The organism is Thermosporothrix hazakensis (assembly GCF_003253565.1).
GTDB classification, from domain to species: domain Bacteria; phylum Chloroflexota; class Ktedonobacteria; order Ktedonobacterales; family Ktedonobacteraceae; genus Thermosporothrix; species Thermosporothrix hazakensis.
In genome coordinates, this window is the sequence record NZ_QKUF01000015.1 from 85,101 (window position 1) to 101,643 (window position 16,543).

At 53.7% G+C, this 16,543-nt stretch carries 10 protein-coding genes; 3 read left to right on the forward strand and 7 right to left on the reverse strand.

Annotation, left to right across the window (positions count from 1 at the left end; translation table 11 throughout):
- Positions 1-179 precede the first annotated feature (179 nt).
- The 4 genes from EI42_RS19385 to EI42_RS19400 all read right to left on the reverse strand — a co-directional run bounded on the left by EI42_RS19385 (position 180) and on the right by EI42_RS19400 (position 9,405).
- Complete coding sequence (locus tag EI42_RS19385; protein WP_111324287.1) at positions 180-2,804, reverse strand: serine/threonine protein kinase; 2,625 nt, start codon at positions 2,802-2,804, stop codon at positions 180-182.
- Positions 2,805-2,954: 150 nt separating this feature from the next.
- A complete protein-coding gene (locus EI42_RS19390; RefSeq protein ID WP_111324288.1) occupies positions 2,955-5,348 on the reverse strand; it encodes a serine/threonine protein kinase in 2,394 nt (797 codons plus the stop codon).
- A gap of 373 nt (positions 5,349-5,721) precedes the next feature.
- Positions 5,722-8,298: a DEAD/DEAH box helicase gene (locus tag EI42_RS19395; RefSeq protein WP_111324289.1), complete on the reverse strand. Its 2,577-nt coding sequence runs from the start codon at positions 8,296-8,298 to the stop codon at positions 5,722-5,724.
- 147 nt (positions 8,299-8,445) lie between these two features.
- Positions 8,446-9,405: a threonine ammonia-lyase gene (locus EI42_RS19400; RefSeq protein ID WP_111324290.1), complete on the reverse strand. Its 960-nt coding sequence runs from the start codon at positions 9,403-9,405 to the stop codon at positions 8,446-8,448.
- Positions 9,406-9,593: 188 nt separating this feature from the next.
- Here EI42_RS19400 and EI42_RS32650 point away from each other — a divergent pair, with 188 nt between their 5' ends.
- The 3 genes from EI42_RS32650 (at position 9,594) to EI42_RS19410 (ending at position 12,664) form a co-directional block, all read left to right on the forward strand.
- The gene (locus EI42_RS32650; protein ID WP_170142756.1) at positions 9,594-9,737 is read left to right on the forward strand and encodes a hypothetical protein; all 144 of its coding nucleotides are present in this window, start codon (positions 9,594-9,596) and stop codon (positions 9,735-9,737) included.
- Between the two features lie 407 nt (positions 9,738-10,144).
- Positions 10,145-11,506, forward strand: a complete 1,362-nt coding sequence (locus tag EI42_RS19405; protein WP_111324291.1) for a glycine--tRNA ligase — start codon at positions 10,145-10,147, stop codon at positions 11,504-11,506.
- A 147-nt stretch (positions 11,507-11,653) separates the two neighbouring features.
- Complete coding sequence (locus tag EI42_RS19410) at positions 11,654-12,664, forward strand: endonuclease/exonuclease/phosphatase family protein (RefSeq protein ID WP_111324292.1); 1,011 nt, start codon at positions 11,654-11,656, stop codon at positions 12,662-12,664.
- Positions 12,665-12,698: 34 nt separating this feature from the next.
- On the opposite strand, the gene EI42_RS19415 is transcribed toward EI42_RS19410, so the two are convergent.
- The 3 genes from EI42_RS19415 to dnaK all read right to left on the reverse strand — a co-directional run bounded on the left by EI42_RS19415 (position 12,699) and on the right by dnaK (position 16,504).
- The gene (locus EI42_RS19415) at positions 12,699-13,088 is read right to left on the reverse strand and encodes a hypothetical protein (protein ID WP_111324293.1); all 390 of its coding nucleotides are present in this window, start codon (positions 13,086-13,088) and stop codon (positions 12,699-12,701) included.
- Positions 13,089-13,229: 141 nt separating this feature from the next.
- Positions 13,230-14,363 (reverse strand): molecular chaperone DnaJ, encoded by a 1,134-nt coding sequence (gene dnaJ, locus EI42_RS19420; RefSeq protein ID WP_111324294.1) that lies wholly within the window; start codon positions 14,361-14,363, stop codon positions 13,230-13,232.
- A gap of 239 nt (positions 14,364-14,602) precedes the next feature.
- Positions 14,603-16,504, reverse strand: a complete 1,902-nt coding sequence (dnaK, locus tag EI42_RS19425) for a molecular chaperone DnaK (protein ID WP_111324295.1) — start codon at positions 16,502-16,504, stop codon at positions 14,603-14,605.
- Between the last annotated feature and the right edge of the window lie 39 nt (positions 16,505-16,543).

Genomic DNA, 16,543 nt, shown 5'->3' on the forward strand with positions numbered 1-16,543 from the left:
CCTCTAAGATACAGAGAACAATGAACAAATCTGTTTTCTATGTTCTTTATTTACATACAAGAAACCTGCACATCCCCACATTCTCCCCTCTATAATCAAGAACGATCCGCCTGTAGAGTTTGCTACACTCTACAGGCAAACCGTACTTTTGTCATAGGAGCTGGTTTCATCTTCTCGAATCAGCGTTTTCGTACTTCAAGCTTCGAGAATGCAACTTCAGCATCCAGATAGACAAGCATTCCAAAAAGTCCATTCTTCAGACTTTTCTCGGTGAAGTCTCCAATTTTCTTACCGTTGACGTAGAAGGTGTACTTATCCTTCTGTGCAACCACTTTCAGGATGTTTTCCTTCTTATCCTGCTTATTGAATTCTTTGCCTGGATCCCATTCTTTCAACGGCTCCCCCCAGGCCGATTCACCATCTCCTCGGGTCGAATCAAAGAGCCAGAGCTGATACTTTGGCGAGTCATCAGTGTTCCGGATATCAAAGAGATAGAATTTCTCGTACTGACTGCCATCTTTGTTCGTCTGCACCCGGAAGATAATGCCATACTCGTTGTACGGGTTATCTCGTGGGCCGCTGATCATTTTGGTTGTCAGCGAGTATTCAAAGGAATCCGGGAGCGTGATACCCGGCAACGCAATCATCGCGGGCTGTTCATTTGACTTCTTCACATGGTAGGCGCCATCTTTGAACGAAGTGGTCACGCCTCCATTAGATCCATCCGGCCAGTCACGATACTTCTGATCCAGCGGATCCACCAGAATAATGTTCGCCACCGAAGTCGCCGTAGCCTGCACCTGAGCAGTGACCGTTGCATTGACCTCATCATTGGTGAGCTCATGATTTCCCTGATAGCTCTTCGCGCCACCAAGCACCAGCCAGGTCAGCCCGCCCCCTGCTCCTACCAGCACCGCAAGGATCAGAATGATGAGCACAGCGTTATGCATGCCACGTTTCATCCTGCCCTTGAGCGAGGTATCAAGCGTGTCATCTTCATCGGCTGGAGGATTTTCCAGGGAAGGCAACATCGCGGTCACGTATTTCCCGGGTTGCCCGGCCACCGGTATTTTAACCATTTTCGCCGGTTGCGTCAAACGCAGCATACTGGTTGTACTGCCCGTCTCGGGGTTCGCGATCTCGCCAATCGGAGCCAGCAGACTGGTTTTGCCCAGTGAACCGGTTGAAGGCGGCAACAGGCCAGTCCCGCCTTGCATGTTCGCGGGTGCATTCATCAGCGTCCCGCTTTGCCCTCGCGCAGCCCCCCCGCCACCAGGCGACAGACCCAGAATGCCGCTGGGATTGCTCCCATACTGTTGCTGATCGAAGCCAGGAAAGGTATTCGGCATTCCCGGCACATTCTGAGCACCTTGTGTACTATTCTGCTGATTTGGTTGATTCCACTGAGGCGCTAGCTGGTTCTGCCAGGAATTCCCGGCCTTGGGGGAAGGTTGCATAAGCGGTACTCCCTCTCCGCTATTGGAAGCCGGAGACCATCCAGGTTCGCTGGATCGCTCCTGTCGCATTCCTTGCTGATTATTTGCCAACTGCTGCGTAGGTTCCAGACCCTCAATTCCGGCAGAAGAGAGCAGACTGGTTTTCCCAAAGCGGAAGCCCACGCCTGCCCCGTTTCCATTTCCTTGCCCGTCCTCTGGCGGCAAGAACCCGGGAAGGGTCATACTTGTCTTTGCTACCAGATCGTGCCGGGCCTCCAGAGGTCTGGGCGTAGCAGGAACAACAGATTGAGCGGCTGCTGCCGGTGTAGCAGCATTCATCCCGGCAGCCGCAGCATTCTGCTGATCGGCTGCCGAGCCTCCCTGAGAGGGACTATTCTGCTGCCACATCGGATCAAACAGGCCGCGTCGCTTAAATACTCTTGAATCAGATCCGTTTTGCATAAGCGCACCTGCACTTGTTTTTGTCGCTTCTCCTAGCGAGACTCCGGCAGCCGTCAGAGCCTCACGAAAGGCGAGAGCGAGATCATGGACACTGGCATAACGTTCATCGGGTTGCTTTGCCAGAGCTCGCACAATGACCTGTTCAGCACCTTCTGGCAAATCGGGCCGCAATGCGCGGGGAGATGGCGGCTGCGCATTCATATGCTGCATGCCGACCTGCATTGGCGTGTCCCCGCTAAAGGGGGCCGTTCCTGTCACCATGTGGTACAGAATACAGCCAAGCGAATAAATATCAGCACGCGCATCAATCTCTCTGCCACCAACTACCTGCTCTGGTGCCATATAATCGGCGGTATCGGCAGGAGCTCCGATGGCCGTGATTCGCGCCTGTTCTGGCTGTCCTTCAGAGATGACCTTGACCAGACCAAAATCACTGAGCACCAGACGCCCTTCAGGAGTAAGCAAAATATTTGAAGGCTTCATATCGCGATGAATGATCCCGCGAGCATGCGCCACATCGAGAGCTGCTGCCATTTGATCCAGGTAGAGCATTATCTGAGCAAGCGGCAAACGTCCTTCTCGCTCCAATACCTCGCGCAATGATCCGCCACTCAGGTAGGACATGACGAGATAGGCCAATCCATCCTGTTCCCCATATTCGTGCACAGGTATGATATTTGGATGGATCAAAGACGCAGCCGCATCCGTCTCTCGAAGAAAACGCTCGAAGAACGCTACCTGTTGATTGGCAGTTAATGGAGCGTTTGGGAACAACACCTTGACGGCAACACGTCTGCGTGGACGTGACTGCTGCGCCAGAAAGACGGCCCCCAGTCCTCCCCGCCCGATAAGCTGTTGCAGCGTACAGGTACCGAGCACCTTTCCAATCAATGCTTCTGCGTTCATTGACACCTTCCTGATGTTGTTTTCGCTGCCATTCTGCTCATCACACCTGTTTCTCAGGTGGATTGGTATGTTCTTTATCCATTCCTCTTTCTGCTCATCACACAGCCAAGAGGAGACTATCCCCCGTCGTCAAAGGGGCCGTCCTGCGATTTATGCACTTCGGGTGATCCGCAGATTTTTAAATGCGACCTCTGCCCCTTTCTGATTGACAAACATCCCGACCGATCCATCCGAAAGCGAGCCATCCTCAGCCCTCATAACCTCTTTTCCGTTAACGCTGAAGACAAACTTCTTGCCATCCATAAAGACTGTCACCCTGTTCTCTTTGTTCAAACCCTGCTGAAACTCCTTGCCAAAATGAACGCTCTTGCCAATCTGCGTCCAATGGTTCTCTTTCGTTCCGGTACTGCTATCATACTTCCAGAATTTATACTCGCCGTCCTTCTTATTCACCACCTCAAAGGTATAGAAAGCGGTATAATCCTTATTACCCTTCTTCCCTTGAGTAAAGCGGAACATCATGCCATAGGTGTTCAAGTCGCTCTTTGTATCTCCCTTGATCTGATTCATCGAGAGGGAATAATACACGGAGCCCGTAATGACCGATGTTTCAAGTAAAGCCGCTTTTCCCTTTCCTTGATCGGTGTTGGTGATATGGTACGCACCATCTTTAAAGGCGTAGTTCTCTTTCGGCGTTTCGATCCAGTTATGTCGGTTTGTATCCAGCGGGTCTTCAAACAGAATATTCGCGACAGCCGTTGCCGTAGCATTGGCCTCGGGTGAGTTCACCGCCGTTGTCGGCTGCGGGCTGTTTCCTCCCTGCTGAGGCGCGTTCCGCCACTGAAGGAAGAAGAGACTTCCACCACCAAGCACCGCAATCGCCACAATCGCGGCCAGAATCGTCATCCAGACCGGGGGACGCTTCTTCTGTCCCTCGTCTTTTCCGCCATCGGGAGGAATCACGGGCAGAATCCCCGTCATATAGCGCCCCGGTTGTCCCGGAACAGGCACTTTCACTACTTTTGCGGGGCCGCTCAGTTTCACCATCTGGCCACTATCACCGGGATTCAGCGCCCCGGTATTACCTGTACCAATGGGAAGCATCGCTCCGGTGTTGCCTTTCCCAATCGGGTTCAGTGCGCCCGTGTTGCCTTTCAGAGGGCCGGTAGCCCCTTTCTGCGTTGCGGTCTGATTTTCCGTTTGCTTCTGCTCTGTTGGTGTATCAAAGATAGGCGCGACATCGAACAGTGCACCTTCAAACGGCTTTTCTTTAGTGGTTGCTTGCTCAGGCTGAATTTCTTCAATATTTGGGGCAGCCGCATTTCCAACCAGCGGGAATTTACCGGTACGCGACAACAGGCCGCCACCACCAGCGGGAGTGGCCGGAACTTTCGCCGTGGGGCTCTTCACGGAGGCGCGTGACAGCAGACCACCGGGGTTTTTCCCTCCGGCCTTCATGGCTGGCAATGAGCTCAGGGTCAGGGCCGGTCCTTTTGCGAACTGTCCCTTCTCGGTTTCTTTTGACTCTTCAACCAGGGTGGTACTCCGTTTCGTGTCCTTCTTTTCCAGCGTAACGGCAGGCATACGCGTGCTGGTCTTGCCCGACTCGATGACCCCCTTCGGCACAAAGATACGTCCGGTGCTGGTTGTCAGCACCGGAGCCGCAGCCGGACCGAGCTCTATTCCGGCCATTTCCAGCGCATTGCGGAAAGAAGCGGCCAGTTCTTGCGCGGTCGAATAGCGGTCATTCGGTCGTTTCGCCAGTGAGCGCAAAATCACCTGTTCGGCAGCAATGGGAAGATCCGGTCTGAGCATCAGAGGAGAGGGAGGAGGAATCTGCAAATGTTGAGCGGCTATCTGCATAGGAACTTCTCCCTGAAATGGCGTGGTTCCTGTCACCATCTGATACAGGATCACCCCCAGGGAGTAAAGATCGGCACGAGCATCCACATCCTCACCGATAACCTGTTCGGGAGCCATATAGTCAGGAGTGCCAACCGGCACCCCTTCGCCTGTTAGCCGAGCCAGCGGGGTACGCCCATCAACATTAATCTTGACCAGTCCAAAATCACTGAGCAAGAGGCGTTTGTCCCGGGTCATCATAATGTTCGCGGGCTTGATATCGCGATGAATGACGCCATTTTCATGCGCAAAATCGAGCGCTGCCGCCAGCTGTTCCAGATAGTTGACGGTCTTATCAAACGGGAACTGCCCCATCTGTTCCATCTCGTCACGGAGCGTTCCACCGTCAATATACGGCATCACCAGATAAGCGATCCCATCTCGCTCACCATACTCATGTACAGGCACGATATTTGGATGCTCTAGAGACGCAGCCGCATCAGTTTCACGGCGGAAGCGCTCCAGGAACGCGGCTAACTGCTTTGGATTTAAAGGAGTAAGCGGCATGAGTACCTTAACCGCTACCTGACGCCGGGGACGCGATTGTTGTGCGAGGTATACGGCTCCCATTCCTCCCTGTCCCACCAGCTTTTGCAGCGTACAGGTACCCAACACTGTTCCTACCAATGCTTCTGCGTTCATCGTAAAATTCTACCTCATATTATGCAGACGTGGTTACGTGCAGGCTCAATTCCGTCTTTTCGTTTCCCCCTCCCTGCCTCTTCAACGTAGCAGCATCTTTGTACATATTAGTCAACTTGCATAGTTCTGACAACTTCTTCACCTAGTAAGCATGACCAAAGTAATGTTGTAGTGATATTTGTGAACGTATATTGCATACTCGAGACGCTTCAACCTGATATATAGATATTTCTCTCTTTTCTCCTTCATTCTACTCTGAAACAATATTCACCTATTCCGCCAGGCCCGCTCGCGCCTGTCCTCCCTTGAGAAAAGGGAAGCGCCCCCACCAAACGGTGAGAGCGCTCGCGATCCTGTTTGCGTCTGCTACAGCTCAGACCTCTCCAACAAATGCTTCTGGATCACGCAGCCCATACGCGTCACGATCCTCTTCAGCATCCACCGGGACCTCTTCTTCCTCACCGATCTGAGCCACCATTGAGGGTACAGTGCGGCTCTGCACGATAATGCCACGCAACAACGAGGCCGAGGCCTGAGCCAGCAACGGACGCAGGTGTTCTAACCGCTCACGCATCTGCTGTAACTGAGTGATGCGATTTCTGGCCCGAACCGAGGCTGCACGCTCATTGATAATGCCATCTGTCATCAGCGGCACCACCGTTTCCCAGGCATCCTTTGAGTCCAGCACGTGGCCCATCGCGGCCTGTACCTGCTGAATCAGGTCAATGGTCTGGTTTAACAGCATCAGGAGGTCGCCTTCAGCCAGATCAATTCTTCTCAACAGCCCGTTCAACGACATGCCACGCGCCCACGAAAGCGCCACGCCATGAAACTCCGGCACAACGCCCGGCGTAATGGCAATACCTGCCCGCTCCTCAATGCCCTGCACGTGTTGCAGCACCATCCAAAGATCACGTCGCACCTTCGCCAGCCGCGGGATCACGCCGTGCTTATTATTGAGGCGCTTATCATTGCTGAAGGTAAACCAGCTACAGACCTCCGCCAGTTCATGGGCAGATAGATCATCAAGGAGGCCACGCATCACCAACTCAACAATGATAATCCCCGCGGGATGGAAGATACTCCGCAACAGCCGCCCCTTCAGAGTAAGCTGGTCATTTTGTCCAATGTAGCCCAATGCGCGTAGTGCAAAGATGGTCCCATCCAGCTCGGCGGCTCCCGCACGACTTAATGGGTACTCACCAATCCGCTTGCGGCGTCGTTCCAGTGCTTCCAGCGCCTGCTCTGCCGCAACGCGTTTCTTCTTCTTCCCCGATTGGCGAGCGCGAGCATACTGCCTTTCCAGCCGCTGTAGCTCATTGTACTCCCAGACAACATAGCGCTGATATTCGCGCAGGCTGGATGCACAAATCCGCCGCAAATGCTGAACATCACCGGGCCGCCACAGGTTTAACACCGAGTTGTAGCGAATCACAAACGAGCTGGAAACCGGATACAGTTCACCGGTAATGCGACGGAATGAGTCTTCAAACGGCTCCCAGGGAGAATAAGGGATCACCGCCGCGCCGCGTATATCCATGCCGCGGCGTCCGGCCCGGCCAGTCAACTGGCGGTATTCATTCGGCGTTAGCAGGCGCATTTCCTGCCCATCGAACTTACTCAGGCTGCCCACCACGACCGAACGAGCGGGCATATTCACGCCAAGCGCCAGCGTATCAGTGGCAAAGACGGCACGAAGGTAGCCCTTCGCAAAGAGCGTCTCTACCAGCACCTTTAAGCCCGGCAACAGACCCGCATGGTGAAAGGCCAGACCACGAGGCAATAGACGCGTCAGCGTATGCACCTGCTGAAGCTTCCGATCCTCTTTTGGCAGTTTTTCAAGCCAGACCCCGATCTCTTCGCGGATAAACTCCTCTTCTTCCGGCGTCGTAAAGCTGTGAAGCGCGGCGCTCATCGCACCCTCTTCAACAACCCGCCGCCCGGGCAGGAAGTAGAGACAGGGAAGCAATTCAGCATCACGAAGCGCTGTCAGCACCTCACCCGGCTCTGGCGCTCTGCGTGGGCGCGGAATACGCTTCTTACGTGGGGGAGTCTCTTCCTGTTGCGTTGGGCCCAGCTCATTCGCAATCTCGTTCCGTCCGTGTTTGCCCCGCTTTTTGCCTCGTTTTTGCTCAAACTCTTCTTCGGCCTCCTCGTCATCATCCACCACATACACCCGGCCTCTACCCAGCATACGCGCAAGCTTGGCCTCTCCGCCGACATTTGGAAAAGTTTCAACACGCTTGCCGTCGGCATCCTGAACAAGATGGAGCTTTCCATCCAGGAAGTAATAGTGTTCCAGAGGAACCGCCCGCTGTTCGTGTATGATCAGATCTATTGGACGATGGACACGCGTAATCCAGTTCGCCAGATCCTGTGCATTGCTTACAGTGGCAGACAGACCAACCAGTTGTACATGTTTCGGTGAACAGATGATCGCTTCTTCCCAGACCGGGCCACGCTCAAGGTCACTCAGATAGTGTAATTCATCAAAAACAACAAAGCCAACATCTTGAAGAGAAGCCGGTCCAAAGCGCTCCCCATCGGGGACAACAGTTCCTGTCCCGCCCTCTTCCAACAACATATTTCGATAGACCTCAGTGGTCATAATCACAATCGATGCCCGACTGCGCTCAACAATATCACCCGTTACCAGCCCGACATTCTCAAACCCATACTGCTCTCGTAAATCACGGTACTTCTGATTCGACAACGCTTTGAGTGGAGTTGTGTAGATGACGCGTTGCTGTCTCTGCTGCGCCAACCAAATGGCAAACTCGGCAACCATCGTCTTCCCTGTCCCTGTCGGAGCCGCTACCATTACCGAGTGATCCATTGCAAGGCGTTCCATTGACTCTAGCTGAAAATCATCAAGCGGAAAGGGGAAACGCGCGGCAAACGCCTTGACAATATCCTGAATGCCGTGTCCTGTTTCTACGTATTCGTCCATATCTTCTTTTCTTTAACTCAATTCTGTAACTCTCTTCCGGCACGCCCTTACTGGTAGCACCATTGTAACATTCTCCCTGACTCGCTACAAGCAGGACGATTTACAGCAGACATCTATTCAAGCAACGAAACGGGACTCCTTCAGGTTTCAGGCGTCCATTAACGCCATTTTCAGGTGTTCCAGCGATGTATTACCCCCTGAACAGACAACGGCGACCCGCTTGCCTTGTAGTTCCTCTCGTCTTTGATATGCTGCTGCCAGTGCCGCTGATCCCGCGCTCTCCGCCAGCGTATGAGCCCGCTCAAGATACCAGACCATTGCCCGCTTGATCTCATCATCGCTCACCAGCATAAAATCATCCAGCAGTTCCCACAGGATCTTCTGGGGCAGCTCAAAGGCGGTGCCCGTTGCCAGCCCCTCAGCAAAGGTGCGGTTCTCCGCGGTAACCAGTTGTCTCTGCTTCCAACTCTGCCAGGCGGCGGGCGCTTGTTCAGCCTGCACGCCGATCACTTTGATCTGTGGGTTGATCGCCTTCGCTACCAGACAACAGCCAGCAGCACCACTACCGCCGCCAACTGGCACAAAGATCACCTCTATCTCCGGCTGCTTTTCCAGTATCTCCAGCGCATAGGTACCCACGCCGGCGATTAACAGCGGCTCATTCCCGGAATGGATGTAGCGATAGCCATGTGTGGCGGCCAGTTCTTCACAGTACAAGCGAGCATCATCAAAATGCTTGCCATGAAACAGCACCGTGGCACCGAGCCCCTTCATGGCCGCAACCTTCCCAGGGTTCGCGCCCTCAGGCACCACAATGCGCGCTTCCACACCGAACAAACGTGCGGCATAGGCAATCGATTGTCCATGATTTCCGGTCGATGCAGAAATAACGCCTCGTTTCTTCTCTTCCGGGCTCAGTTGCGAGATCAGATTGATGCCTCCGCGAACCTTAAACGCACCTACCGGCTGATAGTTCTCATGCTTGATATACACCCGGGTGCCAAGCAGTTCATTCAAGGGAGCGTAGCTATAGAGAGGTGTTGGCGCAAGATAAGGGGCGATAGCGCGACGCGCCTTCAATACATCCTGAAACGTGGGGCTCTTCATTACGGTGGTTCCTTTCCACTGGCAGTACGCCAGAGAGCATACCTGTTGCTTCTTCTTTCTTCTCTAATTACCAGATATCGCGCGGAAAAGCAAGCATACGTCCTCTCGCTCCCGGGATTAGCGTAAAGACGAAATATGGTATGCTATAAGTAATGTTCAAGGGAAAAGTCACGAAAGGATTTTTGATTATGGAGCACGCACAGAAGAAGCGGGTCTTTACCTTCGTCTATGCCGGGCTGGCTCTGTTTACAGCGATCAGCACGATCGTTCCCATCATCTGGGAGAAGAAGGCACGTCGGGAAGAAAAGAGTGTGCAAAAACGTTTATACTAAAAGTATGACTGTTGGTTCAGACACTTGCATTGCTGTTCCGTCTCAGCTATACTAGCTAACCACAAGATCTCTTTTCTATTTCCTTCAATGCAAGAGAGAGCCTCTTGCGAAGTGCATACACAATTGAACATGATGCCCGGCGTTGAAGAAGAGGAGTAGCCTGCACGAGGTTTCAGCGAGCCGATAGATGGTGCGAGATTGGCAATCTACGACAGGCGAACGGCGCTTCGGAGTCGGGTTCCTGATAAAGAGGAGCTTCACTGTTTGTTCTGGTGAAGAAGCAGGGTGGGACCGCGCATGCCGTCGATATCATAGAACTGGCCCCGGGCCTTTTATCGACGTCATTCGTCCCTGGGTGCATTATGCATTGCCCGGGGTCTATTCTTATTGTGGAGGAGAACCACAACATGACACAGACAGAAGAGAAGCTCGAAGCACAAGACACTCCTCAAGTTCCTATTGATAAAATCGTCTCGCTCTGCAAGCGCCGCGGTTTTGTCTACCCCAACTCAGAAATCTACGGTGGAGTCGCAGGTTTTTACGACTTTGGCCCGCTTGGCGTTGAGCTCCGCAACAACATCCGCCGCTACTGGTGGTGGTCAATGGTCCAGCTCCATGACAACGTTGTTGGCATTGAGGGCGCAACAATCACCCATCCGCGCGTGTGGGAAGCCAGCGGCCATGTGGAGAACTTCACCGATACGCTGGTTGACTGTAAAAAATGTAAGCGGCGCTTCCGCGTCGATCATCTGCCCGCGGAGAATCTGGCCTCCAATAGCTGCCCGGTCTGCGGTGGCGAACTGACCGAGCCCCGCAAGTTTAACCTGCTCATGGAAACGTACCTCGGCGTGGTGGAAGGCGATAAAATGAAGACCTACCTGCGCGGTGAGGCCTGCCAGAACATCTATCTGGACTACGATAATGTGCTGAAATCTTCCCGTATGCAGATTCCGTTCGGCATCTGTCAGATCGGTAAGGCGTATCGTAACGAGGTTACACCGGGTAACTTCCTGTTCCGGCAGCGCGAGTTCGAGCAGTGGGATCTACAGTTCTTCGTCCACCCGAGCGAGATGGACAAGTGGTTCGACTACTGGAAAGAGTACCGCTTCAACTGGTATAAAGGCATTGTCAACCACAAGGACCGCCTGCGCTTCCATGAGCATGGCAAGGATGAGTTGGCCCACTATGCCAAGAAGGCGTTCGATATCGAATATCAGACTATTCTGGGCTGGCAAGAATGGGAAGGCATCCACTGGCGGCAGGACTGGGACCTCACCCGCCATAGCGAGTACAGCGGTCAGGATCTGGCATACACCGATCCCAACACCAAAGAGCGCTATGTCCCCTGGATCGTAGAGACCTCGGGTGGTGTTGATCGAACCTTCCTCTTCTTGCTCCTCGATGCCTACGAGGAAGAGACCGACCCGAAGGGTGATACACGCGTTGTGCTACACCTGCATCCGTGGCTGGCCCCGGTCAAATGCGCGGTCTTCCCGTTGCAGAAGAACAAGGAAGAGCTGGTCAACAAGTCTAAAGAGATTCATCGCATGCTCCAGCGCTACATGGTCTGTCAGTACGATGATGTCGCCAATATTGGCCGCCGCTATCGCCGTCAGGACGAGATCGGTACCCCATACTGTGTCACCATCGACTTCCAGACGCTGGATGACCAGACCGTAACCGTGCGCAACCGCGATACGATGGAACAGGTCCGTGTTCCTATCTCCGAGCTGACCATGTACCTGCTTGAGCGCATAACCTGGAAATAGCTCATACCTTCTTGAGAGCCATCTTGCCAAGACAGGTGGCTCTCTTTTTTATTATGAGTACATTGGTGGCTTTCAGCTTATTGATTCGTCTGATATAGTGAAGGTAGAATAACTCAGCCATGTACAGAATACAAGGAAAAAAACGCTATGACACGCATTGTTTCCTATAATATTCTGGCAGGCGGATATAACCTGCGTGAAAGCGGCGCTCGTCGAACCCAACAGCTTGCTCGCATTATCCGTTCTGCCGATCCCGATATCGTCGGCGTGATCGAAGCAACCCACCCACAGATGACTACCTCCCCGATGGTTGTTGAAGAGCTCGCAGAGACCCTGGGAATGCAACTGGTGATTGACGATGAAGCCAGAACCGCCCGCGAGTATCAACCGGCTCTGCTGACCCGCCTCCCGATTCTCTCCACCCGGATTCATAAGCGCCCGGGGTTGTTCAACCGATCCCTTATTGAGGTCTGCGTTGAGGAGCGCAACGGTCAACCGCTCACCGTCTTTGTCACCCACCTCTCCGCCCTCTTTTATAAAGGATGGGCCGGGAATGGTATTCGCGAGCGTGAGATGACCGAGATCCTGCGCATTATGGCCCCCTTGCGGCAACAGAACAAGCCCCACCTGTTAATGGGAGACTTCAATTCCCTTTCCCCTTCCGATCCCTTCAAGGCAAGCCACTTACTGCGTTATATTGTCAATATGGATGGGCTGAAAAGCAAGACCCGCGCCGATGACGGCCACCCTCATCTGAGCTATGTTGTGCCGCCCAAACTGCGCTTTCTCAAGCCAATTCTGCGTGTTATTCCACAAAGTCAGCTTCTCTGTAATCTCTTTGATCTGGCTGCTTCCTGTTATGCGCCACGTGGCTGTATGCGCCTGATTCTCAATGCAGGCTATGTCGATTGTTATAGGCGCGTGCACCCACACGAGTGGGGCTTTACCTGTCCGGCAGCGGCACCAGCCGGACGCATCGATTATATCTTTGCCTCACCAGATCTCGCCGCACGTGTCGACATATGCGAACCCATCATTGAAGGCGACGGGCTTCGCGGTGAAGATGCCAGCGATCACCTGGCAATGACCGCACGTTTCAGTCTCAGCGTACCAGCAATGCCACGAGTGGAAGAGGCAGACAGCGCCACCATATCTTAGGAGAGGTCGGCAGACCTCTCCGCCTTTCACTGTCTTAGAAGCTCTGGCCCCACCGATTGAAGATCGCATTAATCACAATCAGCGCGACGGTCACGACACCAAGCACGGCAAAAGAGAGCCCGAAGCCCGGAGCCCAGGCAAACGAGATCAGGGTAAACATCGCAATAAAGGCAATAAGGGAAACGGAGACAATTGCCAGAGCCAGTCGCATATTTGCAGAAGGAAGCGACGAAGAAGGCATACCAGACTGAATCTTGCCTATCGACATCCGTTGAGCCATGCGCCGTGTCAGAGAATCAAGGAACTCATCGTCGAAGGTGGCGCCCGGCGGCATATAACTCGGCTCATCGGATGCACGAGGCTGCTCATAATGCTGTGACGTTCCCTGGTAACCTCGCTGCCCCTCAGGATACATTTGTTGCATAGAAACACCCTTTCAAAAGCAATAGATAAGAGAGGATCGATCTTCCTACATAGTTACGAACAAACAAAGGCCACAGTTGCCTGAACAGAGCAAAAAAAAGTAGCTACCAGCCCTGCTGATAGCTACCCACGGTATCTGATCCTACTGGAAAACATCTTTTGTTTTCTCAAAAAGGTTGCGGAAAATGTTCTTATCGTTCTGTTCGCTCTGTTCGCGTTCGAGGCGAGCAAACTCCTCAAGCAAGCGCTTCTGCTCGGGAGTCAGGTTGGTCGGTGTAACCACCTTCACGATCACGTGTTGATCGCCACGTGCACTACTATGGACTACAGGAACTCCCATACCTTTTAAGCGGAAGGACCGTCCACTCTGTGTCCCCGCAGGGATCTTCAACGTGGCAGTCTTGCCATCCACGGTTGGAACCTCAACCTCATCGCCAAGCGCCGCCTGTGCGAAACTGATCGGCAACTCATAGATGATATCATTGCCCTGGCGCTTGAAGAACGGATGAGGTTTCACAGTCAGGACAACATATAGATTACCGGGAACGCCGCCGCGAGCGCTTACCTCGCCAGCACCGGTGACACGGACATTAATTCCATCATCAACACCGGCCGGAATATTCACCACCACACGGTGAATGTTCCGTACACGACCTTGCCCACGGCACTCTTCACAGGGAGTCGTAATGACTCGACCCTCACCCCGGCAGCGTTCGCACATCATCACGTTCACAAACTGACCGAAAACGGATTTCTGCACGCGGCGAATCTCTCCGGTCCCCTGACAGGCCGAACACCGCGAGGTTGAGGTACCGGGTTGTGCGCCGGAGCCGTGACAATTGGAACACGTCTCCCAACGCGGTAACTCAATCTCTTTCTGGCAACCGAAGACCGCCTCTTCAAAAGTGATGGTCAGCTCGTAGCGTAGATCAGCCCCACGCTGCGCACCAGAACGACGGGTTGCACCTGTAGCTCCCGCAAAGAACGTCTCAAACAGGTCATTGATATTAAACCCGCCAAAATCAGCAAAACCTGCGCCTGCGCCGCTGCCAACACCTGAGTGACCATAGCGATCATAGGCAGCACGCTTTTGAGGATCGCTCAAGACTTCGTAGGCCTCGTTGATCTCGATAAAGCGGGCTTCCGCTCCCTGCTCTTTATTTGCGTCAGGGTGATATTGCTTTGCCAGTCGCCGAAATGCTTTCTTGATCTCATCGTCGCTGGCGCTACGCGATACCCCCAATACCTCGTAATAATCTCGTTTATTTGCGGCCATCTACCGGTCCTTTACCGTCAGAAACAGGGCGCGTTCTTTCTCCGCGCTACTGCATTCTTCTTGTCGTCTCTTAAAAATGCGAAAAATGAATACCGGTTTACAAGCTTACACTATTTACCGAGTATACGCAATGGTGGTAATCCAAGCTTAAACATATTGTACTATATTGTTTCCCCAAGGGGCCACCGTGCACAGGAACAGCGAAGGGGACAGGAGTGCTGCCCCCTTCCTGCAAGAGATTACATCTCTTTATATTCGCCTTCAATGGTATCGTCGTTCGGGTTACTGCCACCCTGCGACGGATCAGCGCTTGCTCCGGCTGCTGCACCGGCCTCAGCGCCCTGGCCATAGATGGTCTGACTGATCTTGAAGAACGCCTGCTCCAGAGCCTCGCGGGCCTCTTTGACGCGCTGAATATCGCTCCCTGAGAGGGCCGAGCGGACATCGGCAATCTTGGCCTCCAGCTCGCTCTTCTGGTCTGCTGAGAGCTTATCGCCCAGCTCAGACAGGCTCTTCTCGGAACGATACACCACAGCATCGGCGTTGTTGCGCTCCTCAACCTCGGCCTTGCGGCGGCGATCCTCTTCAGCGTGCGCCTCAGCCTCGCGGATCTTCTGCTCAATCTGCTCTTTCGAGAGACCGCTCGAAGGATGGATCGTCACTTTCTGCTCGCGTCCAGTGCCCTTATCGCGTGCCGACACATTCACGATACCATTGGCATCGATATCGAAGGTCACCTCGATCTGTGGCACACCGCGCGGGGCAGGTGGAATACCATCCAGGATGAAGCTACCAAGCGAATGGTTGTCAGCAGCGAACTCGCGCTCACCCTGCAAGATGTTGACCTGTACGCTTGGCTGATTATCGCTGGCGGTCGAGAAGATCTGGCTCTTTTGTGTCGGGATCGTGGTATTGCGCTCAATCAACTTGGTGAAGATACCGCCATAGGTCTCAATACCCAGAGAGAGCGGAGTGACGTCGAGCAGCAGCACGTCTTTCACATCGCCGGTCAAGACTGCGCCCTGAATGGCAGCACCGATTGCGACCACCTCATCCGGGTTCACACCACGGTGCGGCTCGCGATCAAAGATGCGACGTACGAGCGACTGCACGGCTGGCATGCGGGTCTGACCACCGACCAGCACCACCTCGTTGATGTCTCCAGGGCGAACGCCTGCATCAGACAGCGCGGAAAGCACCGGCTGGCGGGACTTCTCAACCAGGTCCTCGGTCAGCTGCTCAAGCTTGGAGCGGCTCAAGGTCATGGTCAGGTGCTTCGGGCCATTCGCGTCAGCTGTGATAAATGGCAGGTTGATTTCGGTCTGCATCGAGCTGGATAGCTCTTTCTTGGCTTTCTCAGCGGCCTCTTTCAAGCGCTGCAAGGCCATACGATCCTGACGTAGATCAATGCCATGCTCCTTACGGAACTCATCGGCCATCCAGTTGATGACGCGCTGGTCAAAGTCATCACCACCCAGGTGGGTATCACCGTTGGTGCTCTTTACCTCAAAGACACCCTCGCCGAGTTCCAGAATGGAGATATCGAACGTACCACCACCCAGGTCATACACGGCGATGCGCTCGTCCTTTTTCTTATCCAGACCATAGGCCAGCGAAGCTGCTGTCGGCTCATTGATAATACGCAACACTTCGAGACCTGCGATACGACCGGCGTCACGGGTTGCCTGACGCTGTGCATCGTTAAAGTAGGCCGGAACCGTAATCACCGCCTGAGTGACAGGCTCGCCCAGATAGGCTTCTGCGTCGGCCTTGAGCTTCTGCAAAATCATGGCCGAAACTTCAGGCGGGCTGTACTGTTTGCCCTGAATCTCAACCCAGGCATCGCCATTGCTGGCGCGTACAACCTTATAAGGAACGAGGCGCTTGTCGCGATCAACTTCAGGATCGTCATATTTGCGACCCATGAAACGCTTGATCGAGAAGATGGTATTCTCAGGATTGGTGATCGCCTGACGTTTCGCGACTTCACCAACGAGACGCTCACCATTTTTATTAATTGCTACAATTGAAGGAGTCGTTCGCGCACCCTCTGCGTTCGGAATAACAACGGGCTCGCCGCCTTCCATGACAGCAACACAGGAGTTTGTAGTCCCTAAGTCGATACCAATAACTTTTGGCACAGTTGCCTCCTAAAAATTCTCTATTTCTTCCAGTTCGGG